We start from the raw sequence: 26,718 nt of genomic DNA, 5'->3' as shown, positions 1-26,718 counted from the left end.
TATTATAAAATCCTGTAACTATAACATAACTTAATTGACATTTAATTACTCTCTATCTGCTGTTGCAACCAGTCATCTATGTAAGAAAACACTTCCTCGTTATTTAGTTCATTTACCAATTCATGCCGGGCATCTTTAAATAACTTAAGTGTTACATTTTCCAAATCTAATTGAACATATTGCTCATATAATGCTTGAACTGCTTCGCCATACTTACCAACAGGATCCATATCACCAGAAACAATTAAAAGAGGCAAATCCTTTTCAATTTTTTCTAGTCGTTTAGTTTGATATAGCGATTTAAAAGCATGGAAGAGTTCATAGTAAAAGTTTATCGAAGAAACGAAACCAGACAATTCGTCTTTCTCATATTGTTCCACAACTTTAGCATCTCTTGTGAGCCAACTAGATGTCGGTTGCTGCTTTTTAAATTTCTTATTAAATGACCCAAAAGATAATTGATCAATCAATTTGGCTTCTTTTTTATTATCAAATACAGTATTTTGAAAGGTAGCTAATATTCTTCCCATTTTTACATCCAATCCATTTTGTTTGGCTGAACCAGAAAGAATGATCCCATCTATTTTTTCAGAATTTTGAATGATATACTCCTGCCCGATAAATGAACCAAAACTATGAGCAAAAATAAATAAAGGCAGTTGAGGATATTTCTTTTTTATCAACTCAGAAATTAGTTGTTCATCTTTAACAATTTTTTGAAAACCATTCTCACCAATATACCCAAAAACTTCTTCTTCTGTTAAAGAATGACCATGACCGCGATGATCATCCGCATAAACAATATAACCTTTCTTATTCAAAAAACATGCAAAAGTTTCATATCGTGCAGAATGTTCGGCCATTCCATGAATAATTTGAACGATTCCTTTTGGTTTTTCTACTTGATCCCATATACGTAAAAATATCTTTTGGCCATCATGGGAAGAAGTATATATAGTTGTATGTTCCATTTTCCTGCTCCTATCAAATTTAATTTTATTTAGTATAATACAAAACAAATTAATAATTATTGTCAAGTGGCGGTTTATATAATCTTTTTCAATCTCATCATTTTGTTTCTTCACAATCCAGGTAGGTGTGAACACCTCTGCTTTTGATTTGGTTCGTTCTTTTTGCATCTCCTTAGATTTGAGAGCACGCGGTTTAATGATATTTCCCATTCGCCCTGTTCTTTAGGAACCCAGATGATATTCTCTGCTTCGTATTCATCTCGGTCTTCTTCAAATCCTATGTTTCCTGTTTTCTCGGTCATCTTTTTCCTTCAAATGTTTAATAGTTATGATCTTCAAAGACTTCGAATATTTCACCTTCAAAGCCTTCTTGTTCTGGTTCGCTGCTTACCCAATCAGGTAAGACTTCGTAATAGTGTGCCAACGCTTCAATCGTTTTATGGAGAACGGATTCATGCTGGACTTTTTCAAGTAGTTCTACCATAAGCTTATACGTCTCCATATATGGGTTGTTTTCCACCACATCCATTGCAGCCTTAAACCTTGATATGAGTTTTGCTTTTTCAATATCTCGTTCGATGGCATTCATTTCTTCTTTATCGTAAATGGGAACTTCAACAAGTTCATTAATCTCTCCCAAAGAAAACTGCCGCTCATGCTTCTTGATTACAGGCTTCAGATCTCTTTTCAACTTTTCCTTCTGGATTTCCAACTGATCAATTTCTGTAAGCTCACGTCCAAAGTAAGACACATCAATTCCAAAAAGTTCTTCTAAAATCGGTAGATACTTTTTTGGAATGTTCTGTCGCCCTTTCACCCACATGTTTATATTTTGTTTTTTAATACCAAGTTTTTCTGCAAGTTCTATATGTTGAAGGTTATAGAGGTTTAAAACATATTCTAATCCTATCAAGTTCTCACCTCCTGGTGCAGAGCTATAATCCCACCTAATATTTATTGTACTTCGTTTTATTGACTCGGTCAATAAAAAGTATAAATGTTTTCTGACTTTTTGACAGCAATTCTATCAACTCACCATTGTTTTGCCAATCATCTTATCAACTCACCACATCAACAATTATTTCGGCTGATATTTTTTTATTTCATCATTCTTGGATAACTTCCCTCAAAGCAAAAATCCGTGATTATCCTTCCGGCTTAGAACCAGATCTCAAATCACGGAAAGCCTTTATTTACTTATCTTATTACACGCTTACTTATCCACCCTTGACATCAATACTACCGTCTCCACATGTTTTGAGATGAGTGGATAGCTGTCAAAAATTAGGGATATGAACATAATTCTCTTTGAGGGAAAGTAACCATTGTGGGCTTTTGTATTTGGGAAAATATCAACATAGAAAGTATTAATCAATTCCCTCTTCATTTTTGAGAATGCTTATCTCCGGAACTCCTTCTGACTTCGCTTGGCTGGCTCAACGTTCATACTGTTCATGGTTCAGGGAGAACTTACCAACTAAGACTTTTTTTACATTCCCACAAAATGTTCATCTAGTTTTTCATCAGGATAGTCAATAATTCGAGTGATTTTTGAATTAGGAAAAATAGTCACATAATAGTTCATGCTTCTTCACAATTATTTTTCCCAGACCATAGCGATGGCATCATTTATTTTATAGTCGTCTGCTTGTTTTTACTAAACACTTATCTACTTTTAATTTAAACGCTTTAATTCTAAAAATACAAGTTAAGAGAACAAAAAAAAACAACCCGAAGGTTGTCTATCTTGATAATTTACCAATTGTGATATCTTTAACAAATCCCATGGTGTTATAGAGCACCAAGACATCCGTAATGTCATTTTCTGCCATGAAACTTTCAACACTCCCATTGTAATGTCTCAAGTCCAACATGAATGTTTTTTCATAGTGATTAACGATCATCGGAACCATCGCATTCGCAAAGGAATCCTTGATGACAAGTAAGTTTCCTGATCCACCTTGGCTAGGCGTAATTTCAATTTGACCATAGTTACCACCAAAGAACACTCCATATTGATCTTTGGTTTCAAGCTTATCATAATCATAGAGACCAGACATTTCATTAGTCTGATTAATCAAAACATCATAAGTTGTCGCATTTTGGGGGATATATTGCTCAAGTGTATCTGCTTTGAAAGCAAGATTAATCTTGGAGTGAAGTGTTCCTAAAAAAGTCTCACTGAGGGTTTTCACATCAAAGTCTAGTTCATCAAAGCCTAAATCATTAGCCCAATGCTGATAGCCATAATAGGCACCAAGGCTGGTCCAGTGATGATCAGTATGATAATAAATTGTCTCGCTTGCATGAGCTTTCAGCACCGAATCCACTCTAATCATACTATGAGGTAGCGCTTGATCTAAGCGATTGATAACCTCCAGTTGGTCATAGCCGCTCGCAAAGTTAGGAAGTTTATCGGTTAAGATTTGTGAGGCACTAGGAACTAACATTGCTTTGACATGCTCAACACCTAATACTCCTTGTGTTTTAGTCATAAAATCAATGAGTGTTTGAATGTTCTTTTCAGCTAGTTCTTGGTTGACATCACTGTCACGATGACGCTCAATAAGATAGCCCTCTTTGCCTAAGTAGACTGAGTTAATGTCTTGTTTATTAAGAGCAGTTTCAACGATGGTTGACAGTTTTATCCATTGATTACGACCAATAAACTGATCATTAATAAACAGATCAATCTCTTCCATAAATTCACCTTCAATAAACTTGGTCATGTCAAAACCAGGGAACTGAGCTAAGACTTTATTCTCTGATTGTGAGAATAACTTAGTAGGAGTGATTAGATTAATAACGATTAATCCAGCCCACAGTAACATAAACAAAGTAAAGAATATTTTATTGAATGATTTTTTCATGAGCCCTCCTAGAATCTAAAGTACAAGAATGGATTATAGGTACTATCCACTAAATAAGCGACACAGATCATAAAGACACCGATATAGATCAAAGTGGCACCGGTTGATAACCAGATATTCTCATTGGTCTCACTTCGTGTATTCCATTTTTTAAAGTGGGGAGTACTGGCATAGGCTGCCACTATGAAGATAATACTGTAACTAATTAAGTAATACAATGACTCATTATTAACTAATGGGATGTGACTAAACCCAAACATTGCTTGAATGTAGCCAGAGGCCAGCGATAAATCTTCAAAGTAAAAGATGACCCATGAAATCATGACGAGTATCAAGGTATAGAGGTGTCTGATCAAGTGTGGCCACTTATCCATGTGTTTCTTTAAGAAGAACTTCTCGATGACCAAAATTAGAGCAAAGTAGAGACCCCACAACATAAAGTTAAACGAAGCTCCATGCCATAAACCAGTAAGTAACCACACAATAAAGAGATTACGTAAATGTTTAATTACCGATCCACGATTCCCCCCTAATGGAATGTAGACATAATCTCTAAACCAGGAACCCAGGGTAATGTGCCATCTCCGCCAAAACTCAGTGACACTCTCTGAGATGTAGGGATAGTTGAAGTTTTCATCAAAGGATAAACCAAAGATACGAGCCAAACCAATGGCCATATCAGAGTATCCTGAGAAATCAAAGTAAATTTGAAAGGTATAGGCGATAATTCCAACCCATAACAGTAAGACTGAAGAAGCACCGGCTTGACCACTGGATATTTCACTCCAAATTAGTCCCACATTGTTGGCTATCAAGACTTTCTTTCCTAAACCTATAATAAAGCGACGCATTCCCATAGAGAATGAATCAACCGTTAATTGATGATCATCTAAATCATCTTCAACCGTCACATAGCGGACAATTGGTCCAGCAATGATTTGAGGAAAGAGGGTCGTATAAGCTAAATAATTATAATATTTCTCTTCACTCTTAGTGGTTCTTCGATAAACGTCAATCGCATAAGAGATGGATTGAAAAGAGTTAAAGGACACCCCAATTGGCAGGACAATCTTCACCCAAGGAGAAGTTTGTCCAAAAAGACCATAGAGTGAGCCTAAGAAAAAGTTTGTGTATTTAAAATAAAGAAGCACAAAAAGATTGCTGCCTACCGCAATCAATAAATAGAGTTTTCTCTTCTTAGGATTGTCATCGATTGTTTTGTCCATTTTACGACCACAAACATAGTCTATAACCGAAAGACTTAACATGATGGGAATGAAGCGCACTTCACCCCAGGCATAAAACGCAAAACTTGCTATGATCATCACAAGGTTCTTGAACTTTTCGGGTACAAGATAGTACGTAATAATCATAGCGGGTAAGAAATAGAATAAAAATGTGAGGCTGCTAAAGACCATGATTTATCCTTTAACTATTTGAAAACGCTATTAAAGGCGTCGACCCCTTTTTGGATCTCGTCTTTAGCAAATTTAATTTGTACTTCTTCATCAATGACATCATCTGCGGGATAAGCACCTAAAATCATGAACGCCATGATATCACCTTGACGAACGACTTGAGTCGCATTCAAACGTGCAATGTTCATAGGATACGCAAAAGTATCTTCAATCTTTCTATCACGAGCCTCATTTAAAAGTTCTTCCACTTTATCAGCACTACCTTCTTTAGCACGAACAATCAATAAACGGTCCACGTGCATACTCATCATGGATAATTCAGCGATGACTTCATCATATAGATCAGATGTAAGACCAAATTCCATTTCTAAGAACTCAGCCTCAAACTCCATGTTTGGAATATAATCTTCTCCATAAGCCTCTTTAATTGCTGTATGGATATCTTCCAACTTCACATCCTTCGTACTTGGAGCTGAAGTACAACCAGTTAAAACTAATAACGCAACTAATAACGCAACGATAATTTTTTTCATAATTACCTTCCTTTTCTTCTTTGACTATTATAAATCATTTTTATCGGCTTTACATACAACTTAAGAATTATTTATTCCTTAGTTATCGAATGGCGGTCATTATTTCTTCTTTTGTTTTTCCTTTGAGATACTCTTCATAGTAACTTTCCGGACTAATCATCATTTTGGACTGCCTCCTTTATTCGTTAGATATTTTTATTTCGTCTCCATCCGGTAAAATAAATGCCTGCACAAACTTGACACCTAGCACATCAGCAATAGCCTTCAACTCATCCAAGGTTACAGTTTCTCGTTGTAATTTTTTATTGAAATTCTGTGGAGTCTCTCCAATACGTCTAGCAAGTTCGGAAACACTTATATTCATTTGCTCACACAGTTCTTTAATCATTTCTGCCGTAGTCATACAGCACCTCCAAGTTTACGCTAAGAATATTATAAACACAATAGTTATTAAAATATTATTATAATCAGCAAGCAAAAGAAAACCCATGACTCTACTGTAGAGTCATGGGCTATCGGAAATTTATTTTTTATTTCTTGCCCTTATATAAAAACAAGAAGTAATCCTTCAAGAAATGAATTTATCATTATCTACGATTTGCTATCATCTTTCATTATTCTATCAGCTCTACCGAGACTTGAATATAGGATCACTATTGATAACCCTGAAGATAACACCCAATAACTAATATCGTAAATTGCTAATAGTATTGCAGTAATTGCTAATACCATAGCTGAAATTAATCCAATCACTACTTTTTTATCTTTCAAAACTTTATAATTCATTATTTGCTTCACCTCGCTGGATTTGAAGTTGTATTTAGTTATTCGACTTTTCGAACTTTAGCTTACCACTTGGAAAGGTGCTTGGGTGAATAAAACCTGTTCTGCTTGACGCTTGCCTTCACCGTAATCAACCGTTTTGTTTGGATCAATATCATAGGTTAATGGATCAAAGTCCGCCTCTACATATCCGTCTTTATTTCCCGCATAGGTTGCCAATGAAGAGGTAAAGTAATAGTGTTTCAATTGTTGACCAAATTTTTCAATACGGATTCGTGCATCCTCAGCGTTATAACAGATATTATCGAATACTGCATCCCACCTGTTGTGCTTGAACTGCTTGCCAACCAGCATGAGCTGCATCGCTCGCATCTAACACAATATGTTGCACTTGACCCTCAAACGGAACAGGATTGTTACCTCGCGTCGCAACAGTCACGTCATTGCCTTTATCTAATAGTAATTGGACAGTTTTTTTACCAAAAAAATTCGTTCCACCTAACACAAGTATTTTTTTCATTTCCTTCACCTTTTCTGATTTTATTTAATTTATTTTTAGAATAGTCCTAGACTATCCCACTCACTCAAAGTTGTCTACTTTAACATACTAACTGCTATCTATTAAAAACAGCGACACCCTTTTTGGATAAAAGGATGTCGCTGTTTTACTTTTATGCTATTTCCACTCTTCATTTCATATCATCAGATATATATTAAACCTTTTAAATTAGCCATTATTAGAACGTTCATTTCTGTTCTATCCGTCTAATTTGGATACATTTATAATTAATTTTACCCGTTCCAGTCCCAGTTCCAGTAAAAAAATGACTCTTATCCAACATTAACTGAATTTACTTGTCATTGTAAACACCATATTTTTTAAGTATTCTAAAGAGTGTTACAATATATATAATGAGTTAAAGAACGATTGTCTCCACTTCTACTTTTTATTCACCTTATGACTTTCCCAGCTTTTAACCAAATTCATGGCTACCTCTTTTGGATCATCTGCTTGAGATATGACAGAAACTACAAAGAAACCTTCTACTCCAGTTTTTGCAAGTTCCTCTATATCCTCCAGCCCAACCCCTCCTCCTATAACTATAGGAATAGGACTGAGTTTTGCAACCTTAGAAAGGTCTTCAAAGCTTCTAGTAAGAATTTCTCCATCATGACTAAGTCCACAATCTGGTTTGGTCATGGTTTTACGTAATGGCCCTACACCAAAGTAGTCAATCTGGGACACATCTTCTGTCTCAATATATTTAAATAAGTCAGCAGATCTAGCTGTTAATCCTACTATACTGTCTTCCCCCAAATATTCCCGACATACTCCTACTGGAATATCCTCTTGGCCTACATGAATTCCATCTACCTTTGCTCCTTCTTTCCTAGCAGCTAGCACAACATCTAAGCGGTCATTAACAACTAATGCAACTTTATTTGACTTACCTAGACTTTTAATTATATCTGAGGCCTCCACTGTTAAATTAATTAACTCCTTAGCAGAAGCTAGCTTGGAACGAATCTGTATAAATGTAAATCCTGCTTCTACTGCATCTTTTATAATTGAACCTGCTGGTCGCCCTTTAGTATTCTCAGGTCCAACAACAAAATATGATGAAAGATGAAAGTTTTGTCTATTAATCATTTTTTATGCCTCCTCAATATGAAAATAGTTATTTGCAATATCTTCTGGTCTAGCCTTGTACAATTCATCTAAAAAATGAACTTCAAAACTACCTGGCCCATCTGCTTTCTTTTCAGCAAATTGACCAGCTAGGTTATAAATTTGACTTCCAGCTATTGCTGCAATAAATGGAGTGGTCGCTGTTGCATAAACTGCCATTACCCCTCCCAAGGAACAGCCTGCACCTGTAATTTTTTGCATAAAATTAGATCCACCATGGGAATATACTAGAGTATTACCATCAGTTATCAAATCTATTTGTCCTGATACTGCTATAGCTCCACCTGTCCATTTAGCTAGTTCAATAGCAGCTATTTTTGCGTCCTCTACTAGATTGGTAGAATCAACACCTCTTACTTGAGAATCCCTCCTTCCTCCATCTAATTCCCATAGTCCAGCTAGGGCAATAATTTCTGAAGCATTTCCTCTAATAATACTAGGTTTGCAATCCTTAAATTCCTTTAGTAGTTTAGTTCTAAGGGAGCCAATACCTATTGCAACTGGATCTAAAACCCATGGTTTTTTTATATCATATAAAATTCTACCTAGATGGCCTAATGTCTCTTCATATATAGGTAAAAGAGTTCCAACATTTATATACACGGCCCCTCCCGCTTTAGCCAAAACTTCTCCCTCATCTGGCAAATATACCATAGCTGCCGATCCTCCCACTGCCAGCTGGGCATTTGCTACAAAATTAATGGTTACAGAGTTAGTAATAGATCCTGCCATAGGGTTGTTCTTTTTTACAGTCTTTACTGCCTCAATAATTTGTTCTTGAATTTCTTGTTTCTTTAACATTTTTAGATCTCCTTTTTAGGATATATTTACTTCCAACTTTATCTTCTTTCAATAGTTACTTTATAAATTTTATAAGTTTCTTGAAATCTTTAAGATAAATATCTGCAAACTCTATTATCTTTTCTAAATCTTTTTTAGCATAATTATCTTCTATAGCTACTACATTTAAACCCGCCATTTTAGCAGCTTCCATACAATGTAGGGAGTCTTCAAATAAGAAAATTTGATCAGGCTTTATATTTAGCCTTTTAGGTAAAAGTTTAAAAAACTCCCCATTGTCCTTGCTTAAGTTTGTATTTTCACTGGTTTGTACAAATTCAAAATAATCATATATACCATATCTATCTAAAATTGAAAATACTAATTCCTCATCTATTACACTTGCTATTGCAAGTCTTATATTTTTACTCTTTAAGGTTTTTATTACTTCTATAACATAAGGTTTTAGTTTTGCATCATTTTTATAATATGAAAACAATAATTCATCTAACTCCTCTTTTATTTGTAAAGAAGTTTTTCCTATTTTATACTCTTTTTTCATATAAGAAATACCTTCCGCCACTGTAAGAGTTTCCATAGCCTGGTATAAATCATCCCTAGGACTAATTCCCTGAGATATTAAATAATTTTTTCCTAAGTTTCTCCAAAAGTCTATGGAATCTATTAAAGTTCCATCTATATCAAATACTGCAGCTTTCATGTGATTTCCCTTTCTTGTTTAGTATTGAACCAAAGATAGTTACAATGGCTGAAGTAACCACTGGCAATACAAATGCTATTAATAATTTATCAGCTATGAAAAATGGTACTCCTGAGACTACCCCAACTACAGCTGCCACCAATGCAATGTTTTCTGTTAAATTATCATTAAAAAGCCCATAGAACAAGGGAAAAAATACTCCGGCACATACTAAATCTGCAACAAAGAAGAGATAAAGAACACTATATCCCTTTGATGCAATTAAAGTTGCAGGTATTATCAATATAACAGTCATAATTCTTGCATATATTAACAAGGATTCTTTTTTAGCGCTTTTAAATATTTTTTGACCATCTAAAGTAAAGGATGCTACTATTGCATTTAAAAGTGTGTCTACTGTACTCATTACTAAAACTAAAGCTAATATAAAAACAACTATTATTAAGGCACTAGGGAAAAATTCATATACTAGAGAAAACAATGCAACAGATGGGCTTTCTGCAATTCCAAGTCCAGTAGATACAATACCTAATAATCCTGTTAATATCATTATAGGTAGGACTATTAATATACAAGTAATTAAAGATTTTCTAATGGTTTTATCATCCTTACTTGCATATACCCTTTGCCAATAGCCTTGATGAAATAAATTAGATGCGAATACTGCAATACACAAGGTTAAGCCATATTCTATTCCACCCCAGTTTTTAAAATCAAATAGATGGGGTACATTTACAGTAGTTTTTCCCAATATCTCTCCTATTCCTCCACCATAATATCCAACTCCTATTATTACTACTACTAGCAATATGACTACTAATACCATTTGAATCATATCAGTAAACATAGACGCCCTAAGTCCACCATAAGCCGTATATATTAAGGTACCAATTCCAATAAATAATGCGGTATAAATTAAAGGGACTTCGGCTAACTCATAGGCTACTAAACCAATAGCAGTCAGCTCCGCGACTAGGTGGACAAACATATAGAAGATGGATAATAATACTGTTAAGATATGCATTCTTGAACCATATCTTTTCAAAGCAAAATCATTTAATGTACTACCCTCTGGTACATAAGTTCTAATCCTAGGACCTATTACTAAAAATGCAAAATAAAGACTAGCTACTCCTATTCCATAGCCTATAATAGTTGTAATTCCTCCAATTGAACCTGCCTCTGGTGGTGTAAATAAGACAAAAACCCCTAGAAAGGAAGCTAAAAATGTAGCCGATAATATACCTGAGCCTGTACTTCCCCTGGCAGTTAAAAAGTCATCCATAGTCTCTATCTTACCCCTACTATATAAAACACCTATAATAGTAAAACTTACAACTGTTATGGTTAATATAGTCATTATACTGAAATATGAAATCATCTTGTTCGCTCCTAAAACTTTATTTAAAATAATTTTTCTACCCTACTAATACCATTTGTAAAAATGATGAACAGGCCCTACTCCCTTGCCTATGGAAAAGGATTCTTGGATAGCCTTAGTTATATATCCCTTGGCCTCATCAATAGCTTCTGTAATATTAAGGTCCTTACCAAGATTAGCAGCAATTGCAGATGACAAAGTACAACCTGTCCCATGGGTGTTTATAGTGTTTATTCTAGGAGAACTATAGTAAGTATATGTAGATCCATCGTATAATATATCTACAGCCTCTCCCTCTAAATGTCCACCTTTAACTAATACATATTTAGGCCCCATGTCAAAGATTACCTTGGCTGCCTTTTTCATATCTTCTATAGTGCTTACTTTTAATCCTGTAATCACTTCTGCCTCTGGTAAATTGGGAGTAACTACTCTTGCCATAGGTAATAGATGGTCTATTAAAGCCTCTTTAGCTTCTGGTTCTAGTAGATGGTACCCACTTTTTGAAATCATTACAGGGTCAAGAACTAAATTCTTAACTGAATATTTACTTAGTGTATCTGCAATTATCTTTATGGTCTCTGTTTTAGACACCATGGCAATTTTAACCCCATCTACAGGAATATCATCAAAGATAACTTCTATTTGCTTTTGGATAATATCTGGTCTAATATCTTGAACAGCAAAAACACCCTCTGTATTTTGAGCAGTTACAGCTGTAATGATACTCATTCCAAATACTTCATGGGCTGAAAATGTTTTTATATCTGCTTGAATTCCAGCACCTCCACTACTATCTGACCCTGCTATAGTTAATATTTTTTTCATCTAACTCAAACTCCTCCTTTTTTTGGAATGAAAAAAGCACATACCCAGTCATAGGTATGTGCTTATTATGCAAAAATTAAATTTATCCTAATTAAATGCTTAATATTATACACTTTCCTACGCTAGTATTATCTAGATCAGGTATAGGGATCAAAGATGTAATCGTATCTTTCTCTCAGCTGAACTACTCAGCGCTCCCAGTGCTTAATTATTCTTTTGTATTATAAACAGGATAACATAAATATATTTAAAGATGCAAGATAGACAAATATTATAAAATCATTACCATTTCATCAGATAAAGAGTTTATCTCTGAATATAATATATCATGAAAATCCATACTTATCTTTTCATCTGTAAATTTAGGATTTGCTAATACTAAAGCCTTGCCTCTTCTTATAAAATCCTCTATATCCTTATCATTTAATTTTCTATATTTCTCCTTAAGGATATCAATCATATCTTTAAAGTAGGCTGCCATTTCAAATCTTAGGGCTAGGGATGATTCCTTCATCTCTTCTTCTAACTTTTTTAGAACCCTCCGAAAAACCGAAGACCTTGTAACAGCTATATTTAGCCATTCCAAGGTCTAGACCACCTACTCCCACTCTGTTTTAAGGGTATGGCATATAAGCGAAAATGCTGTAATATCAAGGATTTTGGAAACGTATAAAATCGAATAAATTATATTTAAAAAAATAAAAAGTGCAATAAAAGTGCAGTATTTGCACCTAAGCAGACCTGATTAAATTCGAAATGGAATTCTAAACTCAATATTCATTTAAATGATAGACGTTCATAATGAGCGTCTATTTTTTATGCTTTGAAAGGTTGTGATACTAACAAATTTTTAAATGAATAAAGTAAGCCAAAAATATTTTATGTGAGAAAGGAACGATACACTTATGGAATTAAAATATGTCATTCCCAATATGGAAAAAACATTTGGTCAATTAGAATATGCTGGTGAAGGGAATATTGAACAACGTCGAGTCAATGGCAGACCAACTATTCTCTCTCGTAGCTACAATTTATACTCAACGATTCAACAAGCAGATGATATTGTTGTCATTCTTCCCTCCGAAGCTGGCGAGAAACATTTTGAATCCGACGAAAAAGTCAGACTCATCAACCCACGTATTACCGCAGAAGGTTATAAAATTGGCAATAGAGGATTTACCAATTACATTATGCACGCAGACGATATGGTGAAAGCTTAAGAAAGGAAAGGTGAAAAAATATGAGATTAGCAGAAGGTATTGTGATTGAAAAAGACCAGACATTTGGCACATTGAAATTTTCCGCTTTACGTCGTGAGGTTCGTATTCAAAATGAAGATGGTTCGGTTTCCGAAGAAATTAAAGAACGTACCTATGACTTAAAATCAAAAGGACAAGGACGCATGATACAAGTCAGTATCCCCGCTTCTGTTCCTTTGAAAGAATTTGACTACAACGCAGAAGTGGAATTAATCAATCCTGTGGCAGATACCGTAGCGACGGCTACTTTTCGAGGGGCAGACGTTGATTGGTACGTGAAAGCAGACGATCTTGTATTAAAAGGACAGACAAAACCTCATCAGAAATATAAAAAAGAAGCGTCCGAAAGTGAAAAATAGGTGTTGCTTATGACAAACACACCATTGATTTTGAAAGAAATTCCGAAAGATGAAGCCATTTCTTTTATTCGGCAATACCATTATTCAAAGATACTCCCTAGATTGTGTAAATACTTTCTAGGGATTTTTTCAGAAGAAAAATTATTAGGCGTTGTGGAATTAGGCTGGGGTACGCAACCCCTACAAACCATACGCAAACTCTTTCCCGACAGTTCCCTTCAAACCACAGATTATTTAGAAATTGGAAAGATGTGTTTTCTTCCAGAAATGAATCAAACCAATTATTTTGGCAGTCAAGCTCTTTCAGCTCTAATTAAGTGGTTGAAAGAACATACGGACTGTCATTTTTTATATACATTGGCAGATGGAATTGAGGGAAAATGTGGCTATGTCTATCAAGCGTCCAACTTCTTTTACTGCGGGTATTTCAAGACAAGTGTCTATCGTGATAAACAGTCATGGGAAAAGATACACCCTCGAAGTGCTCGCCTTTTATTAGAGGAAAATGCTCGTTTTGAACAGGTAGAGAAAAAGCATTGGCTTTCCCAGGCATTTTGCGAATACAAAGGGATTGAGAAAATCAATGGACGCATGTTTCGCTATCTCTATCCGTTGACAAAAGAAGCGAAAAAACTGTTAGGACACACGCTCTATCGACGTCATTATTATCCGAAAGAAAAAGATTTACGCTTTGAAAAGCGAATCGCTTATCGGAAATATGAAGCCATTTCTCAACCAACTTTTGATAAACAGGCTCGTATCTACAATACACAATTATTTTGATAGATGGAAAGGAGGATTTTTATGCCATTGCTTCATGACAGAGGAAAGCGAATCAAAGCCAACGATAAGGACTTGGTCTATCATTTTGTGCTGATTTCATTGCTGATAGTTTTTCTAGTCGTTCTACTCCCTTTTCATTGGAGAACGTTACAATCGGTGAATTGGCAAACAGTTCAGTTAGATACATTTTTCTATCAACTGCATACGCCATACTTTTGGAGCAGTATTCTCACTGCTTTTTTTGTATGCGGACTCATCAGCTGGCTCTATTATCACTATCGCATAGATTCTATAAAACAGTTAGAGCACCGTCAAAAGTTAGCTCGTATGATTTTAGAAAACCATTGGTATGAAGCCGAAGAAACTCAATCAGAGGGATTCTTTAAAGACTTATCCAGCAAGAAAACCAAACAACGAATCCGCCATTTTCCTAAAATGTATTACCGAATGAAAGATGGACTGATCCATATTCATGTAGAAATCACTTTAGGGAAATATCAAGATCAGCTCTTGCACTTAGAAAACAAACTAGAAACAGGCTTGTATTGTGAATTAGTGGAAAAAACGTTGAAAGATTCTTATGTAGAGTATGTTCTACTTTATGACACCATTGGCAATCGAATTGGCATTGAAGATGTGGTAGCTCAAGATGGACGTGTCAAATTGATGGAATCGGTCTATTGGGAGTTTGATTCTCTCCCTCACATGTTAATTGCTGGGGGCACGGGTAGTGGAAAATCCTATTTTATTCTCACATTGATTGAATCTCTCCTGCATACAAATGCGAAGCTTTATATTCTCGACCCTAAAAATGCTGATTTGGCAGACTTAGGAGCGGTCATAGATAATGTCTATTACCGTAAAGACGATATGCTGGCATGTATTAGTCAATTTTACGACGATATGATTGCCCGTAGTGAAACCATGAAGCAACACCCGAACTACAAAACAGGAGAAAATTATGCGTATCTTGGTCTACCTGCGAACTTCCTGATTTTTGATGAATATGTGGCGATGATGGATATGTTAGGTCGTGATAGTGCACAAGTTATGAATAAACTCAAACAAATTGTTATGCTCGGACGACAAGCAGGCTTCTTTTTAATTCTTGCCTGTCAGCGTCCAGACGCAAAATATTTTAGTGATGGTATTCGAGATAACTTTAACTTCCGTGTGGCTTTGGGTCGTATGTCTGAAATGGGCTTCGGTATGATGTTTGGAAGCGATACACAAAAACAATTTTTCTTAAAACCCATCAAGGGAAGAGGTTATGTGGATACAGGAAAAAGTGTGATTAGTGAGTTTTATACACCCCTTGTACCAAAAAGGTATGATTTCTTAGGAGAAATAGGAAAAGTCATTCAAAAAAAGCAATCTGAGCCTGTACCGCACGAAGTGAAAGGTACAGGTTCAGACTTGCTTTGATTGGTGTGGCGTTAGCCACGCCAATCCTTTAGCCCCCTCTACCTAACAGGGGGGCACAAATACAACTGAAAACAGGCAATTCTCATCAACCAATGTTGATGGTACAAGGAATTGCGGAAAATAGGAAAGATGTAAACTCAAGGGTCATAGTTTACATCTTTTTTAGATTGGAGGTTTGCGAATGGAAAACGAAAAAATTTGGATTAAGGAATTGAAAGAAAAGCGACTGGCTTATGGCGTTTCTCAAAATAAACTGGCGGTTGCTTCTCATATTACCAGACCTTACCTATCGGATATTGAAACAGGCAAGGCAGTCCCTACTCAACAGGTGAAAGAAGATTTACTGAACGCTTTGGAACGCTTCAATCCCGATAACCCATTGGAGATGTTATTCGACTATGTACGGATTCGATTCCCTACCAATGATGTGTCTCAAATTATCGGTGAGGTTTTACGCTTGAATATGGATTATATGCTACACGAAGACTTTGGCTATTATTCTTATCCCGAACACTATCGTTTCGGTGATATTGTTGTCCTAGTCTCTCATGATGTAAGTAAAGGGGTTTTATTAGAACTGAAAGGAAAAGGCTGTCGGCAATTTGAAAACTTTCTATTGGCTCAACATCGGAGCTGGTATGGTTTCTTTCAAGATTGCATGGAACATAAAGGTATTTTCAAACGCTTGGATTTAGCCATCAACGATAAAACAGGGATTTTGAATATTCCAGAATTGGCAAAGAAATGTAAACAGGAAGAATGTATTTCCGTCTTTCGGAGCTTTAAAAATTATCGCAGTGGTGAATTGGTTCACCGTGATGAAAAACCAGACATGGGAAACACCCTTTATATTGGCTCATTAAAAAGCGAAGTCTATTTCTGTATATATGAGAAAGATTATGAGCAATACGTGAAAAATGATATTGCCTTAGAAGACGCAGAAATAAAGAATCGCTTTGAAATTCGTTTGAAAAACGACAGAGCCACTCAAGCCATGAAAGATTTGTTGGAACATCAAAATGCAGAAAAAACAGCGTTTGAGATTATCAATCGTTATATTCGCTTTGCCGATAAGGACGAAACCAAGCGACGGAGTGATTGGCAAACCAATGAACGCTGGGAATGGTTTATCGGCAAAAATCGTGGAGCATTACGCCTAACCATACAGCCAGAACCTTATTCTTTTGAACGAACATTGAACTGGTTACATCATCAAGTCGCCCCTACATTAAAAGTCGCAAGCATTTTAGATATTCTCAACGGTACAACCATTATTTCCACCATGATTCATGAAGCCAAACTGACAGAAAAACATGAGAAATTAATTGAACAACAACATCTAGGCATGGAGGATTTGATTACATGAGCCTCTTAACAGAAGAATTAAAGAAGTTAGGGTTTCAAGCGTATATACAAAATACAGGGAAATATACGTCTCTCATTATTGAGGGAAAACGGCAAGCTGGTGATACCATCTATACCTATGATTTTTACAAAGTGAGCTTTTATAAGAATTATACCAGTCGAATAACTGTTTATGGAGAGCATTTAACTCCTTTTCAATTATTAAAGCGTGTAAAAAGCTATATCTACTATCGAGAAAAATATCTTAAGGAAAGGAGGACAATCACATGAATTTTGGGCAGAATTTGTACAACTGGTTCTTGGATAATGCACAGTCATTGGTATTGTTAGCGATTGTCGTCATTGGACTGTTTTTAGGTTTTAAACGAGAATTTTCAAAACTTATTGGCTTTTTGATTATTGCTTTAATCGCCGTCGGACTTGTGTTCAATGCAGCTGGCGTGAAAGATGTGCTATTAAACTTATTTAATCGGATCATTGGGGCTTAATTTATACCGTTCTTTTGTGGAAGAGAAGTGAATTTCTTATCTTTTGCAAAAGAATGGTGCACCAAACGAAGTGCGGTAGGCATTTGGAGCTTTTACAAAGAAAGGACGTGATGGAAATTGGACATGAAAGTCTATGTGGCAAATTTGGGACGGTACAATGAAGGTGAATTAGTTGGAGCATGGTTTACCCCACCAATTGATGAAGAAGAAATGGCAGAAAAAATCGGTTTAAATGAGAACTACGAAGAATACGCCATACATGACTTTGAGCTTCCTTTTGATGTGGACGAATACACGCCGATTAGTGAAGTCAACCGTCTGTGTGAAGCCATTCAAGCAATCGAAGGTACTCCTATTTATAATGAACTCAAAGAAATTCAAGGTATGTGGTTTAGTAGCTTGGAAGAATTACTGGAAAACAAAGAGGATATTCATTGTTATAGTGATTGTGATTCAATGGAAGATGTCGCCCGTTATTATGTGGAAGAAACAGGACAGCTTGGTGAAGTTCCTTCCAATTTACAAAATTATATTGACTATCAAGCTTTAGGGCGTGATATGGAAATAGAGGGTAATTACCTAGTTACCTCTAATGGGGTATTTGAATATTGTCAGTAAGTTTAAAAATCCGTGTTATAATTAAATTAATAAATAGCACGGAGAGGTATAAATTATGGTAAATGTATTTGAAAATCTTAAACTATTAAAACTAGACATGAAAGATAAAGGCTGGGTGATAGATTCCTTTTACTTTCGTTACAAACAGCAAAATTATATTGTACTTGTTAAGCTATTTGAAAAAGAGGAAAAAGTTCCAGAATATGCTCTGTTAAAACTAGAGTTTTTAAAGGAAAACGATTTTTCAGATATGCTAGCTGTCTATGCTAATTCGGTAAAATTATTTACAGACACGAAAACACTAAGAGAATATTTTGGTATCGAATACAGTAGTAACTTGGGAGATGTTTTATTTCAATTTAGCCAAACTCTTGCTCGATTTATTCCGATAGAAGTTAGTGAGAAGAAAAATGAAGACCAAAAAGAAGCCATGTGTTTCTCATTAAGTCAAAGTGATTCAGAAAATCCCAGAAAAAAATATTGTTTTTCAGTTAGAAGAAATCCTTTAAAGGGGAATGGTGAGCTGGGAAAACGAAGTCCTTTTAATGACAATAAAACGAGACTGTATAGACCCAGCTTATATGAACGATTAGGGTCTGATACCAATTTAAGTTTCAGATATTCAATGAATCCAGATGATGAAGAAACTGATGAAGGTATTATTGCAAAATGGACAAAAAATAAAATTGAATAGTTAAATCATTGAAGGGACTGGGAAATAACTAGCCTTAAATAAAAAAAGCGTAATGAAATAATCATAATTCTGATTGTTTCATTGCGATTTTTATTTTTCACTGGATTTTTGTAAAAAGCTTCCGCTTTTCTTCTAGCCTCAAGGGCTAGTTTTGTAAGATTCATGCTCATAAGCATGATCCCGATGTCATTATGAACGGCTTGCTTGCCTCTGACATGAGTTCTGCGCATGCCAAATACACCTTTCATACGACCAAAAACAGTTTCTACGTCGATTTTTCGTTGTGCGTAGATTTCTTTTCCACGATCGCTCTCAAGGCTTTCTTTTACATGCTGCTTGAAGTATTCCCAGTTATAGTTGACCGCTGTCTGGCGCTGGGCACCTTTCGGTGTCTTGGCTAATTGATTGCGCGACTCGTCCTGTTGTTCCACATCAGCCTTGTATACTTTAAATTGTCTTTGAAAACCATTCTTATCATTTCGCGTACTGTAATGCGAGAAACTAAAGCGTACACCGTCTAAATCTGTATAGGCATCCTCGATCTCGTCATAATCCCAGTTATAGCGGTGTTTAGGATTAGAGCGATAGGCTTTAGTGTTTTCTTTATGATACATGCCGTATGGGATGAGCGGAACCTTACCAAAGGTATCCAGAACCGCCTCGTAATTTTCTTCGCTGCCATAACCGGCATCTGCAGCGATATACGTGAATAAATCCAACGTTTGAATGGATTCCAAAAAAGGGATAAACGTGCGTGTATCCGTCGGATTTGAAAAAATATCATAGGCGATGACAAACTGATTGCTCGATGCGACCTGAAGATTATAGCCCGGTTTCAACTCACGGTTCTTCATCGGATCTTCTTTCATGCACATGAACGTTGCGTCCGTATCTGTTTTAGAGAAACTGTTTCGGTCTTCAAATGTGGCGTTTGCTTCTTCATAGCGTTGCTTACGCGGTAAGAAATCTTTTTTACATTTATTCCGGTATTTTTTGAGGATGCGACGACGTCGCTTCTGTTCCGAACCACCTTTAGGAACCACTTTTTCTTCTGTAATCGCAGCTTCGACGGCCACAAGTTCCTTGTCGAGAGAACCGATTATTTCTTTAATACCTTCTGCTGTTTTCAATGTCTCTTCCGATAAAGCGAGGTTTACTTTTGCTTGGACGAGTTCATCATACAATTTCGAAACGTTATCATTGAGTTTTGCTTCATAGCGTTCGATTGCTTTCTTCCAAGTAAAACTATAAATATTTGCATCGGCTTGTATCTTCGTACCGTCGATATATAACGCATCTTCGTGAATCAAGCCGTTGTCACTCAAGAGTGTTGTGAAAAGAATGAAGGCATACTTAATAAGCTTTGATGCATGCTCGCTTGAACGGAAATTGTTGATTGTCTTGTAGCTAACAGAAGTGTCGCCTGTCAACCACTTCATGGGAATCGATTCTTCATTCATGCGTTCCATTTTGCGTCCGGAAAATGTGGTGCGGCTATAGGCAAATAAGCACATCTTCAAAAGCATCGCGGGATGAAAGGCAGGGCGACCTGTATGAGACGTCTCTTCCAGGAGAAATTCCGAAGGAATCGAATCGACGAAACGGCTGATGAGGCGTGCTTCGTGATCACTCGGGATTGTAAAATCCAATTGTAGTGCTAAGGCCGTCTCCATTGTGTTATAATTTTGATACATGGTGAGTCACTCCTTTGGTTTTTGGTCGTACTTAAATTATAAGGTATTTGGCTCACTATGTCTTTTAAAACAATAAAATCCCCAACTCCTTCAATTTAGAAAGAGTTGGGGATTTTCTTTATTCAGGGACTGAGTTTTTTCCCAGTCCCTTTTTTATTTTTAAGGAAAGGACGTGAAGACATGAAAAAAATAAGAAGTTACACCAGTATTTGGTCAATAGAAAAAGTGATTTATGCGATTAATGATTTACAACTCCCTTTCCCAATTACCTTCACGCAAATGACATGGTTTATCGTTTCTTTGTTTGTCGTCATACTTTTTGGCAGTTTACCACCACTTTCTTTGATTGACGGAGCACTACTCAAATACTTAGGGATTCCCGTTGTCCTCACTTGGTTCATGTGCCAAAAGACCTTTGATGGAAAGAAACCCTATGGATTTTTAAAATCTATCATTACCTATGCTCTACGTCCTAAAGTAACCCATGCCGGCAAACAAATACGATTAAAAAAAGAAAAAATGAATGAATCGATTACGATTGTAAGGAGTGAACAACTAGATGGCATACCCGATTAAATATATGGAAGATAATCTCGTATTTAATCATGATGGCGAAGTATTCGCTTATTATGAATTAATTCCCTATAATTACAGTTTTTTAAGTTCCGATGAAAAAATTCAAGTTCATGATAATTTCCGTCAATTGATTGCCCAAAATCGTGATGGCAAGATTCATGCTCTACAACTAGCAACCGAATCAAGTATTCGAGCCACACAGGAACAATCGAAAAAAGAAATCACTGGACGATTAAAAGAGATAGCTTACGAAAAAATAGATGAACAGACCGAAGCGTTAGTTTCTATGATTGGTGACAATCAAGTGGACTATCGCTTTTTTATTGGTTTTAAACTCTTACTCAATGAACAGGAAGTATCCGTAAAAAATGTTGGGAAAGAAATTCAAAAAGCATTTGCGGAATTCTTTCATGGTGTGAATCACAAACTAATGGGTGATTTTGTTTCTATGCCTATGGCGGAAATCGAACGCTTTTCTAAGATGGAACAGTTATTAGAAAGCAAATTATCCAGACGCTTTCATATTCGTAAATTGGGGAAAGATGATTTTGGCTATATTATTGAACATCTTTACGGGCAAACAGGTGTCCCTTTTGATGACTACGACTACCATTTACCAAAACGATACGAAGATAAAAAAGTACTGGTAAAGAAATACGATATTCTCAAACCTACTCGCTGTTTAATCGAAGAAAATCAACGCTATTTACGGATTGAACAGGAAGATACCACCACTTATGTGGCGTATTTTACAATTAACAGTATTGTTGGTGAATTGGATTTCCCTAATAGTGAAATTTTTTATTACCAGCAACAGCAGTTTACTTTCCCCATTGATACCAGTATGAATGTTGAAATTGTCGCCAATAAAAAAGCCTTGTCTACCGTTCGCAATAAAAAGAAAGAACTGAAAGATTTAGATAGCCACGCATGGGAAAGTGATAACGAAACCAGTACCAATGTGGTGGACGCTTTAGAATCTGTCGATGAATTAGAAACCAACTTAGACCAAACCAAAGAATCTATGTACAAACTAAGCTATGTGGTACGGGTATCGGCAAAGAATTTAGATGAGCTGAAACAACGTTGTGATGAAGTGAAAGATTTTTATGATGATCTGTCTATCAAATTAGTACGACCTTTTGGTGATATGCTAGGCTTGCATAATGAATTTATTCCCTCAAGCAAGCGATATATCAATGACTATATTCAATATGTCACGTCGGATTTTTTGGCTGGTCTTGGTTTTGGTGCTACACAAATGCTTGGTGAAAATTCTGGTATTTACGTCGGTTACAATCTCGATACAGGCAGAAATATTTATCTCCAACCTAGCCTTGCAAGTCAAGGAATTAAAGGCTCTGTAACAAATGCATTAGCGTCCGCTTTTATTGGTTCCTTAGGTGGCGGAAAATCATTCTCTAACAATATGCTGGTCTATTATTCAGTACTCTTTGGCGGACAGGCAATCATTGTTGACCCAAAAGCTGAACGTGGTAAATGGAAAGAAACCTTACCTGATATTGCCCATGAAATCAATATTGTTAATCTCACGAGTGAGAACGACAATAAAGGGTTACTTGACCCTTATGTGATTTTAAAACTCCCGAAAGATTCAGAAAGCCTAGCCATTGATATTCTCACGTTCTTAACAGGTATTTCCAGCCGAGATAGTGAGAAGTTCCCTGTTCTGCGTAAAGCTATTCGGAGTGTCACTCAAAGTGAACAACGAGGGTTGTTATTGGTGATTGATGAATTGCGAAAAGAAGATACGCCCATCAGCAATAGTATTGCTGACCATATCGAAAGCTTTGTCGATTATGATTTTGCCCATTTGTTATTCAGTGATGGCAATGTCACCCAATCCATTAGCTTGGAAAAGCAGCTCAATATTATTCAAGTGGCTGATTTGGTCTTACCCGATTCCGATAGCTATTTTGAAGAGTACACTACCATGGAATTATTAAGTGTGGCAATGCTGATTGTCATTAGTACCTTTGCTTTAGATTTTATCCACTCTGACCGCTCCATTTTTAAAATTGTTGACCTTGACGAGGCTTGGAGTTTTTTACAAGTAGCACAAGGAAAAGCTCTATCTATGCGATTAGTTCGAGCAGGACGTGCCATGAATGCTGGGGTCTACTTTGTCACTCAAAACGCCGACGATTTACTAGATGAAAAGATGAAGAATAATATTGGCTTGAAATTCGCCTTTCGTTCGACTGACCTAGTGGAAATCAAAAAGACCTTAGAATTTTTTGGCGTGGACAAGGAAGATGAAAACAATCAGAAACGCTTACGTGAATTAGAAAATGGACAATGTTTAGTTTCAGACATCTACGGACGTGTAGGGGTTATGCAGTTTCACCCGATTTTTGAAGAGTTGCTTCATGCCTTTGATACCAGACCGCCTGTGCGAAATGAGGTGGAAGAATGACACAAAAACAAAAGAAATTTCTTCATTATAGTTGGATAACGCTCCTTTGTGTGGGCGTTATTTTACTTTTATTAGGCACGCTGGGCAATGCCGTACAAGCGACAGGTTTAGTTGATGAAACCATTGATACAAGCAATGAGTATTCCAAGTATGGGTTGAATCATTATCAGCTTGATTTTTATGTAGACAATAGCTGGGGCTGGCTTCCATGGAATTGGAGTGATGGCATAGGGCAATCGGTGATGTATGGACTATATGCCATTACTAATTTTATTTGGACAATTTCTCTTTATCTATCAAACGCCACGGGTTATTTGGTGAAAGAAGCCTATGCCTTAGATTTTATTAGTCAAACTTCCCAATCGATTGGGGAAAACATGCAGACGATTGCAGGCATTACACCAAATGGCTTTTCCAGTTCAGGGTTTTATGTCGGTTTCCTCCTTCTTTTTATTCTCATTGTTGGAATCTATGTTGCCTATACAGGGTTGGTTAAGCGAGAAACGACAAAAGCGATACGAGCTGTTTTAAACTTTGTTGTGGTGTTTATTCTATCGGCTTCCTTTATTGCGTATGCACCCGATTATATTGGGAAAATCAATGATTTTTCCAAAGATGTCAGTACCGCCAGTCTGGATATTGGGACAAAAATTGTTCTTCCGAATACCGATAGTCAAGGGAAAGACAGTGTGGACATGACACGTGACAGCCTATTCTCTGTTCAAGTCAAGCAACCATGGCTATTGCTTCAATATGGCTCCACTGATGTAGAAGCGTTAGGGGAAGACCGTGTGGAAAGTTTATTGTCTACCAGTCCAGACACGAACAATGGTGAAGATAGAGAAAATGTAGTGATTGAAGAAATTGAAGACCATGACAATACCAATTTAACCCTACCGAAGACGATTTCCAGATTAGGAACGGTCTTCTTTTTGTTTGTATTCAATATTGGTATCTCGATTTTTGTTTTCCTTCTAACAGGAATCATGATTTTTTCGCAAGTGCTATTTATTATTTTCGCTATGTTTTTGCCGATCAGTTTCCTATTAAGTATGTTGCCGAGTTTTGATGGCATAGGCAGGCGTGCCATTACCAAGTTATTTAATGTGATTATGACAAGGGCTGGTATTACCTTGATTATTACCGTTGCCTTTAGTATTTCCACTATGCTTTATTCGCTGTCATCAAGTTCTCCCTTCTTCATGATTATGTTTTTACAAATTGTGACCTTTGCAGGGATTTACTTTAAACTGGGCGATTTAATGAGCCTGTTCTCTTTACAAAGCAACGATTCTCAAAACATGGGCAGACAAGTCTTCCGCAGACCTCGTCAAATGATGAATCGGCAAACCAGAAGATTTCAACGCAGTATGAGTAAGATTTTCCGTGGAAAAGCAGGCTCAACGAAGCAAAAAACAATGACAACAAAGCAGAATCAAACCAATAAAGCTAACCATACTCGTCAAAATGAACGGACTACACCAAAGAAAGAAACAGCACTTTCCAATGAGAAAAAGCAACAAGGCGGTATCGGGCAACGATTAGGTGAAAAGACTGCCCATGTATTAGACACGAAAAATCGTCTAGTCGATAAAGGAAAGCAGGCAAAACAACAGATACAGGCGACACCAACCCATGTCAAATATGCCCTTCATCAAGGAAAAGAGAATGTCACTCATCATGTAACAGACTTTAAACAATCGATGGTAGATACCAAAGTTCAACGTAAACAACAGCGTATGAATCAGCAGGAGCAAAAACGAAAGAACATTGCTCAAAAGCGTTTGGAACTGGATAAAGCAAAAGAAAAAAGACGAAAAGAAAAGCCATCACCTCCTGTTCAGAAAAACCAACAGCATGTTCGCAAGCGTCAGCAAATTGTCACGCCCGTTGTATCACAAAATATTGACCGCCAAACCCATCAGCGACCATTGAAAAAAGAGCAAAAGCAAAAGACGCCACCGAAGCAATTCAATCAGAGGAAGCTAAATAAAAGAACGGATAAGCGAGGTCAACAAACATGAAGCTAAAAATAACAGTGATTTGTAGTGTGGTCTTCTTTCTGTTCTTTTTTCTCTTATTGTTCCTAGTCATTTTCTTTGCAGATGATACGGAAAGTGATGGAAACGACAAGGATTCTTCTATTCCACAAGGCGGTGTGACCGTTTCACCAGAAGTATTGGCACACCGTCCGTTGGTTGAAAAATATGGTAAGGAATATGGAATGGAAGACTATGTTTCTTATATCTTAGCCATTATGCAAGTGGAATCAGGCGGTACAGCAGAAGATGTTATGCAAAGTTCCGAATCTTTGGGTTTACCGCCCAACAGTTTGAGTACCGAAGAATCCATCAAACAAGGGGTTAAATATTTTAGTGAATTAATAGCGAGTGCAGAAAAACAAGGAGTGGATATAGATTCTGTTATCCAATCTTACAATTATGGCGGTGGCTTTTTAAATTATATGGGGAATCATGGGAAAAAATATACCTATGAATTAGCCGAACAGTTTTCTAAAGAGAAGTCGGGTGGTCAAAAAGCAGACTATCCCAATCCCATAGCCATACCTGTGAATGGTGGTTGGCGATATAACTATGGAAATCAGTTTTATGTTCAGTTGGTTTCGCAATACCTAACCGCTACTTCCCCAACAGAATTTGATGATGAAACCGTTCAAGTGATTATGGACGAAGCCTTGAAATACGAAGGCTTTCCATATGTCTTTGGAGGGGCTTCACCTACTACCTCTTTTGATTGTAGTGGCTTAACACAATGGGTGTATGACAAAGCAGGCATTACTCTCCCACGTGTCGCTCAAGATCAGTATGACGCTACCCAAGAAATTTCTATGGAAGAAGCCCAAGCAGGCGACCTTATCTTCTTTCACTCGACCTATAATGCAGGTACGTATGTGACCCATGTTGGCATTTATGTGGGGGATAATAAAATGTTCCATGCAGGTGACCCAATTAGTTATACAGACCTTAATAACAACTATTGGCAAGAACATCTTATTGGGGCTAGACGGGTTATTCATGACTAAGA

At 36.5% G+C, this 26,718-nt stretch carries 28 protein-coding genes and 1 riboswitch; of the genes, 12 read left to right on the top strand and 16 right to left on the bottom strand.

The genetic code is table 11. The features are described 5' to 3' along the window. Positions 1–41: 41 nt before the first annotated feature. From BW721_RS01240 to BW721_RS01165, 15 genes are all read right to left on the bottom strand, one after another. Positions 42–1,181, bottom strand: a complete 1,140-nt coding sequence (locus BW721_RS01240; protein WP_083686743.1) for an alpha/beta hydrolase — start codon at positions 1,179–1,181, stop codon at positions 42–44. A gap of 109 nt (positions 1,182–1,290) precedes the next feature. Continuing rightward, positions 1,291–1,884 carry a helix-turn-helix domain-containing protein gene (locus tag BW721_RS01230; protein ID WP_076765393.1) on the bottom strand — a complete coding sequence of 198 codons (594 nt, stop codon included), beginning with the start codon at positions 1,882–1,884 and terminating at the stop codon, positions 1,291–1,293. Positions 1,885–2,713: 829 nt separating this feature from the next. Further along, positions 2,714–3,841 carry a DHHW family protein gene (locus BW721_RS01225; RefSeq protein ID WP_076765391.1) on the bottom strand — a complete coding sequence of 376 codons (1,128 nt, stop codon included), beginning with the start codon at positions 3,839–3,841 and terminating at the stop codon, positions 2,714–2,716. Between the two features lie 8 nt (positions 3,842–3,849). Next, positions 3,850–5,067, bottom strand: coding sequence for an MBOAT family O-acyltransferase (locus BW721_RS01220; RefSeq protein WP_198031377.1), 1,218 nt, complete (start codon positions 5,065–5,067; stop codon positions 3,850–3,852). Between the two features lie 206 nt (positions 5,068–5,273). Next, entirely contained in the window at positions 5,274–5,792 is a 519-nt protein-coding gene (locus BW721_RS01215; RefSeq protein ID WP_076765387.1) for a DUF4358 domain-containing protein, read from the bottom strand. A 178-nt stretch (positions 5,793–5,970) separates the two neighbouring features. Next, positions 5,971–6,195 (bottom strand): helix-turn-helix domain-containing protein, encoded by a 225-nt coding sequence (locus BW721_RS01210; RefSeq protein ID WP_076765386.1) that lies wholly within the window; start codon positions 6,193–6,195, stop codon positions 5,971–5,973. Positions 6,196–6,383: 188 nt separating this feature from the next. Further along, on the bottom strand, positions 6,384–6,578 hold the full coding sequence (locus tag BW721_RS01205) for a hypothetical protein (RefSeq protein ID WP_076765384.1): 195 nt from the start codon (positions 6,576–6,578) through the stop codon (positions 6,384–6,386). Between the two features lie 57 nt (positions 6,579–6,635). Further along, positions 6,636–6,938, bottom strand: a complete 303-nt coding sequence (locus BW721_RS11735; RefSeq protein WP_156892168.1) for a hypothetical protein — start codon at positions 6,936–6,938, stop codon at positions 6,636–6,638. Further along, entirely contained in the window at positions 6,877–7,095 is a 219-nt protein-coding gene (locus BW721_RS01195) for an NAD-dependent epimerase/dehydratase family protein (protein WP_076765380.1), read from the bottom strand. Before BW721_RS01195 ends, BW721_RS11735 begins: the two co-directional genes overlap by 62 nt. A gap of 420 nt (positions 7,096–7,515) precedes the next feature. Then, positions 7,516–8,226, bottom strand: coding sequence for a thiamine phosphate synthase (locus BW721_RS01190; RefSeq protein WP_076765378.1), 711 nt, complete (start codon positions 8,224–8,226; stop codon positions 7,516–7,518). A gap of 3 nt (positions 8,227–8,229) precedes the next feature. Beyond that, positions 8,230–9,066 carry a hydroxyethylthiazole kinase gene (gene thiM / locus BW721_RS01185; protein WP_076765376.1) on the bottom strand — a complete coding sequence of 279 codons (837 nt, stop codon included), beginning with the start codon at positions 9,064–9,066 and terminating at the stop codon, positions 8,230–8,232. Between the two features lie 55 nt (positions 9,067–9,121). Further along, positions 9,122–9,766 (bottom strand): HAD family hydrolase, encoded by a 645-nt coding sequence (locus BW721_RS01180; RefSeq protein ID WP_076765374.1) that lies wholly within the window; start codon positions 9,764–9,766, stop codon positions 9,122–9,124. Further along, a complete protein-coding gene (locus BW721_RS01175) occupies positions 9,747–11,147 on the bottom strand; it encodes a sodium:solute symporter family transporter (protein WP_076765372.1) in 1,401 nt (466 codons plus the stop codon). Before BW721_RS01175 ends, BW721_RS01180 begins: the two co-directional genes overlap by 20 nt. 45 nt (positions 11,148–11,192) lie before the next feature. Further along, on the bottom strand, positions 11,193–11,975 hold the full coding sequence (thiD, locus tag BW721_RS01170; RefSeq protein WP_076765369.1) for a bifunctional hydroxymethylpyrimidine kinase/phosphomethylpyrimidine kinase: 783 nt from the start codon (positions 11,973–11,975) through the stop codon (positions 11,193–11,195). A gap of 97 nt (positions 11,976–12,072) precedes the next feature. Then, a riboswitch (TPP riboswitch) is annotated at positions 12,073–12,184 on the bottom strand. Between the two features lie 62 nt (positions 12,185–12,246). Further along, positions 12,247–12,561: a UvrB/UvrC motif-containing protein gene (locus tag BW721_RS01165; RefSeq protein ID WP_076765368.1), complete on the bottom strand. Its 315-nt coding sequence runs from the start codon at positions 12,559–12,561 to the stop codon at positions 12,247–12,249. A 319-nt stretch (positions 12,562–12,880) separates the two neighbouring features. Between BW721_RS01165 and BW721_RS01160 the strand changes: the two genes are divergently transcribed. The 8 genes from BW721_RS01160 to BW721_RS01120 all read left to right on the top strand — a co-directional run bounded on the left by BW721_RS01160 (position 12,881) and on the right by BW721_RS01120 (position 18,966). After that, entirely contained in the window at positions 12,881–13,195 is a 315-nt protein-coding gene (locus BW721_RS01160) for a YdcP family protein (RefSeq protein WP_076765366.1), read from the top strand. A 20-nt stretch (positions 13,196–13,215) separates the two neighbouring features. Next, on the top strand, positions 13,216–13,593 hold the full coding sequence (locus tag BW721_RS01155) for a YdcP family protein (RefSeq protein ID WP_001234189.1): 378 nt from the start codon (positions 13,216–13,218) through the stop codon (positions 13,591–13,593). A gap of 9 nt (positions 13,594–13,602) precedes the next feature. Continuing rightward, on the top strand, positions 13,603–14,376 hold the full coding sequence (locus BW721_RS01150; RefSeq protein WP_000185760.1) for a Mom family adenine methylcarbamoylation protein: 774 nt from the start codon (positions 13,603–13,605) through the stop codon (positions 14,374–14,376). 21 nt (positions 14,377–14,397) lie between these two features. Beyond that, positions 14,398–15,801 carry an FtsK/SpoIIIE domain-containing protein gene (locus BW721_RS01145; protein WP_001130247.1) on the top strand — a complete coding sequence of 468 codons (1,404 nt, stop codon included), beginning with the start codon at positions 14,398–14,400 and terminating at the stop codon, positions 15,799–15,801. 181 nt (positions 15,802–15,982) lie between these two features. After that, positions 15,983–17,167: a MobT family relaxase gene (gene mobT / locus BW721_RS01140; RefSeq protein ID WP_000426691.1), complete on the top strand. Its 1,185-nt coding sequence runs from the start codon at positions 15,983–15,985 to the stop codon at positions 17,165–17,167. 265 nt (positions 17,168–17,432) lie between these two features. Then, complete coding sequence (locus BW721_RS01130) at positions 17,433–17,654, top strand: hypothetical protein (protein WP_001009054.1); 222 nt, start codon at positions 17,433–17,435, stop codon at positions 17,652–17,654. 123 nt (positions 17,655–17,777) lie between these two features. Then, positions 17,778–18,272 carry an antirestriction protein ArdA gene (locus tag BW721_RS01125; protein WP_198031418.1) on the top strand — a complete coding sequence of 165 codons (495 nt, stop codon included), beginning with the start codon at positions 17,778–17,780 and terminating at the stop codon, positions 18,270–18,272. A gap of 55 nt (positions 18,273–18,327) precedes the next feature. Then, on the top strand, positions 18,328–18,966 hold the full coding sequence (locus BW721_RS01120; RefSeq protein ID WP_076765362.1) for a DUF6037 family protein: 639 nt from the start codon (positions 18,328–18,330) through the stop codon (positions 18,964–18,966). A gap of 5 nt (positions 18,967–18,971) precedes the next feature. Here the strand turns inward: BW721_RS01120 and BW721_RS01115 are convergent, their stop codons facing one another. After that, positions 18,972–20,660 (bottom strand): IS1182 family transposase, encoded by a 1,689-nt coding sequence (locus BW721_RS01115; protein WP_076765360.1) that lies wholly within the window; start codon positions 20,658–20,660, stop codon positions 18,972–18,974. Positions 20,661–20,840: 180 nt separating this feature from the next. Here BW721_RS01115 and BW721_RS01110 point away from each other — a divergent pair, with 180 nt between their 5' ends. The 4 genes from BW721_RS01110 to BW721_RS01095 are packed head-to-tail and all read left to right on the top strand — an operon-like array spanning position 20,841 to position 26,716. After that, positions 20,841–21,236 carry a conjugal transfer protein gene (locus BW721_RS01110; protein WP_076765358.1) on the top strand — a complete coding sequence of 132 codons (396 nt, stop codon included), beginning with the start codon at positions 20,841–20,843 and terminating at the stop codon, positions 21,234–21,236. Further along, entirely contained in the window at positions 21,220–23,673 is a 2,454-nt protein-coding gene (locus BW721_RS01105) for an ATP-binding protein (RefSeq protein ID WP_076765356.1), read from the top strand. The genes BW721_RS01110 and BW721_RS01105 overlap by 17 nt, the downstream gene beginning before the upstream one ends. After that, the gene (locus BW721_RS01100; RefSeq protein WP_076765354.1) at positions 23,670–25,697 is read left to right on the top strand and encodes a CD3337/EF1877 family mobilome membrane protein; all 2,028 of its coding nucleotides are present in this window, start codon (positions 23,670–23,672) and stop codon (positions 25,695–25,697) included. Before BW721_RS01105 ends, BW721_RS01100 begins: the two co-directional genes overlap by 4 nt. Continuing rightward, entirely contained in the window at positions 25,694–26,716 is a 1,023-nt protein-coding gene (locus tag BW721_RS01095) for a bifunctional lytic transglycosylase/C40 family peptidase (protein ID WP_076765352.1), read from the top strand. Before BW721_RS01100 ends, BW721_RS01095 begins: the two co-directional genes overlap by 4 nt. Positions 26,717–26,718 lie beyond the last annotated feature (2 nt).

This window comes from Jeotgalibaca sp. PTS2502, assembly GCF_001975685.1.
GTDB classification, from domain to species: Bacteria; Bacillota; Bacilli; order Lactobacillales; family Aerococcaceae; genus Jeotgalibaca; species Jeotgalibaca arthritidis.
This window is presented reverse-complemented; position numbering and strand designations above follow the sequence as displayed.

Coding starts and splice junctions, on each gene's coding strand:
- BW721_RS01155 (WP_001234189.1), top strand. CDS start 13,216: ATGAGATTAGCAGAAGGTATTGTGATTGAAAAAGACCAGACATTTGGC.
- BW721_RS01125 (WP_198031418.1), top strand. CDS start 17,778: ATGAAAGTCTATGTGGCAAATTTGGGACGGTACAATGAAGGTGAATTA.
- BW721_RS01220 (WP_198031377.1), bottom strand. CDS start 5,067: ATGGACAAAACAATCGATGACAATCCTAAGAAGAGAAAACTCTATTTA.
- BW721_RS01160 (WP_076765366.1), top strand. CDS start 12,881: ATGGAATTAAAATATGTCATTCCCAATATGGAAAAAACATTTGGTCAA.
- BW721_RS01095 (WP_076765352.1), top strand. CDS start 25,694: ATGAAGCTAAAAATAACAGTGATTTGTAGTGTGGTCTTCTTTCTGTTC.
- BW721_RS01190 (WP_076765378.1), bottom strand. CDS start 8,226: ATGATTAATAGACAAAACTTTCATCTTTCATCATATTTTGTTGTTGGA.
- BW721_RS01240 (WP_083686743.1), bottom strand. CDS start 1,181: ATGGGAAATATCATTAAACCGCGTGCTCTCAAATCTAAGGAGATGCAA.
- BW721_RS01150 (WP_000185760.1), top strand. CDS start 13,603: ATGACAAACACACCATTGATTTTGAAAGAAATTCCGAAAGATGAAGCC.
- mobT (WP_000426691.1), top strand. CDS start 15,983: ATGGAAAACGAAAAAATTTGGATTAAGGAATTGAAAGAAAAGCGACTG.
- BW721_RS01130 (WP_001009054.1), top strand. CDS start 17,433: ATGAATTTTGGGCAGAATTTGTACAACTGGTTCTTGGATAATGCACAG.
- BW721_RS01195 (WP_076765380.1), bottom strand. CDS start 7,095: ATGAAAAAAATACTTGTGTTAGGTGGAACGAATTTTTTTGGTAAAAAA.
- BW721_RS01215 (WP_076765387.1), bottom strand. CDS start 5,792: ATGAAAAAAATTATCGTTGCGTTATTAGTTGCGTTATTAGTTTTAACT.
- BW721_RS01120 (WP_076765362.1), top strand. CDS start 18,328: ATGGTAAATGTATTTGAAAATCTTAAACTATTAAAACTAGACATGAAA.
- BW721_RS01205 (WP_076765384.1), bottom strand. CDS start 6,578: ATGAATTATAAAGTTTTGAAAGATAAAAAAGTAGTGATTGGATTAATT.
- BW721_RS01180 (WP_076765374.1), bottom strand. CDS start 9,766: ATGAAAGCTGCAGTATTTGATATAGATGGAACTTTAATAGATTCCATA.
- BW721_RS11735 (WP_156892168.1), bottom strand. CDS start 6,938: ATGCAGCTCATGCTGGTTGGCAAGCAGTTCAAGCACAACAGGTGGGAT.
- BW721_RS01110 (WP_076765358.1), top strand. CDS start 20,841: ATGAAAAAAATAAGAAGTTACACCAGTATTTGGTCAATAGAAAAAGTG.
- BW721_RS01145 (WP_001130247.1), top strand. CDS start 14,398: ATGCCATTGCTTCATGACAGAGGAAAGCGAATCAAAGCCAACGATAAG.
- BW721_RS01115 (WP_076765360.1), bottom strand. CDS start 20,660: ATGTATCAAAATTATAACACAATGGAGACGGCCTTAGCACTACAATTG.
- thiM (WP_076765376.1), bottom strand. CDS start 9,066: ATGTTAAAGAAACAAGAAATTCAAGAACAAATTATTGAGGCAGTAAAG.
- BW721_RS01210 (WP_076765386.1), bottom strand. CDS start 6,195: ATGACTACGGCAGAAATGATTAAAGAACTGTGTGAGCAAATGAATATA.
- thiD (WP_076765369.1), bottom strand. CDS start 11,975: ATGAAAAAAATATTAACTATAGCAGGGTCAGATAGTAGTGGAGGTGCT.
- BW721_RS01100 (WP_076765354.1), top strand. CDS start 23,670: ATGACACAAAAACAAAAGAAATTTCTTCATTATAGTTGGATAACGCTC.
- BW721_RS01175 (WP_076765372.1), bottom strand. CDS start 11,147: ATGATTTCATATTTCAGTATAATGACTATATTAACCATAACAGTTGTA.
- BW721_RS01105 (WP_076765356.1), top strand. CDS start 21,220: ATGGCATACCCGATTAAATATATGGAAGATAATCTCGTATTTAATCAT.
- BW721_RS01225 (WP_076765391.1), bottom strand. CDS start 3,841: ATGAAAAAATCATTCAATAAAATATTCTTTACTTTGTTTATGTTACTG.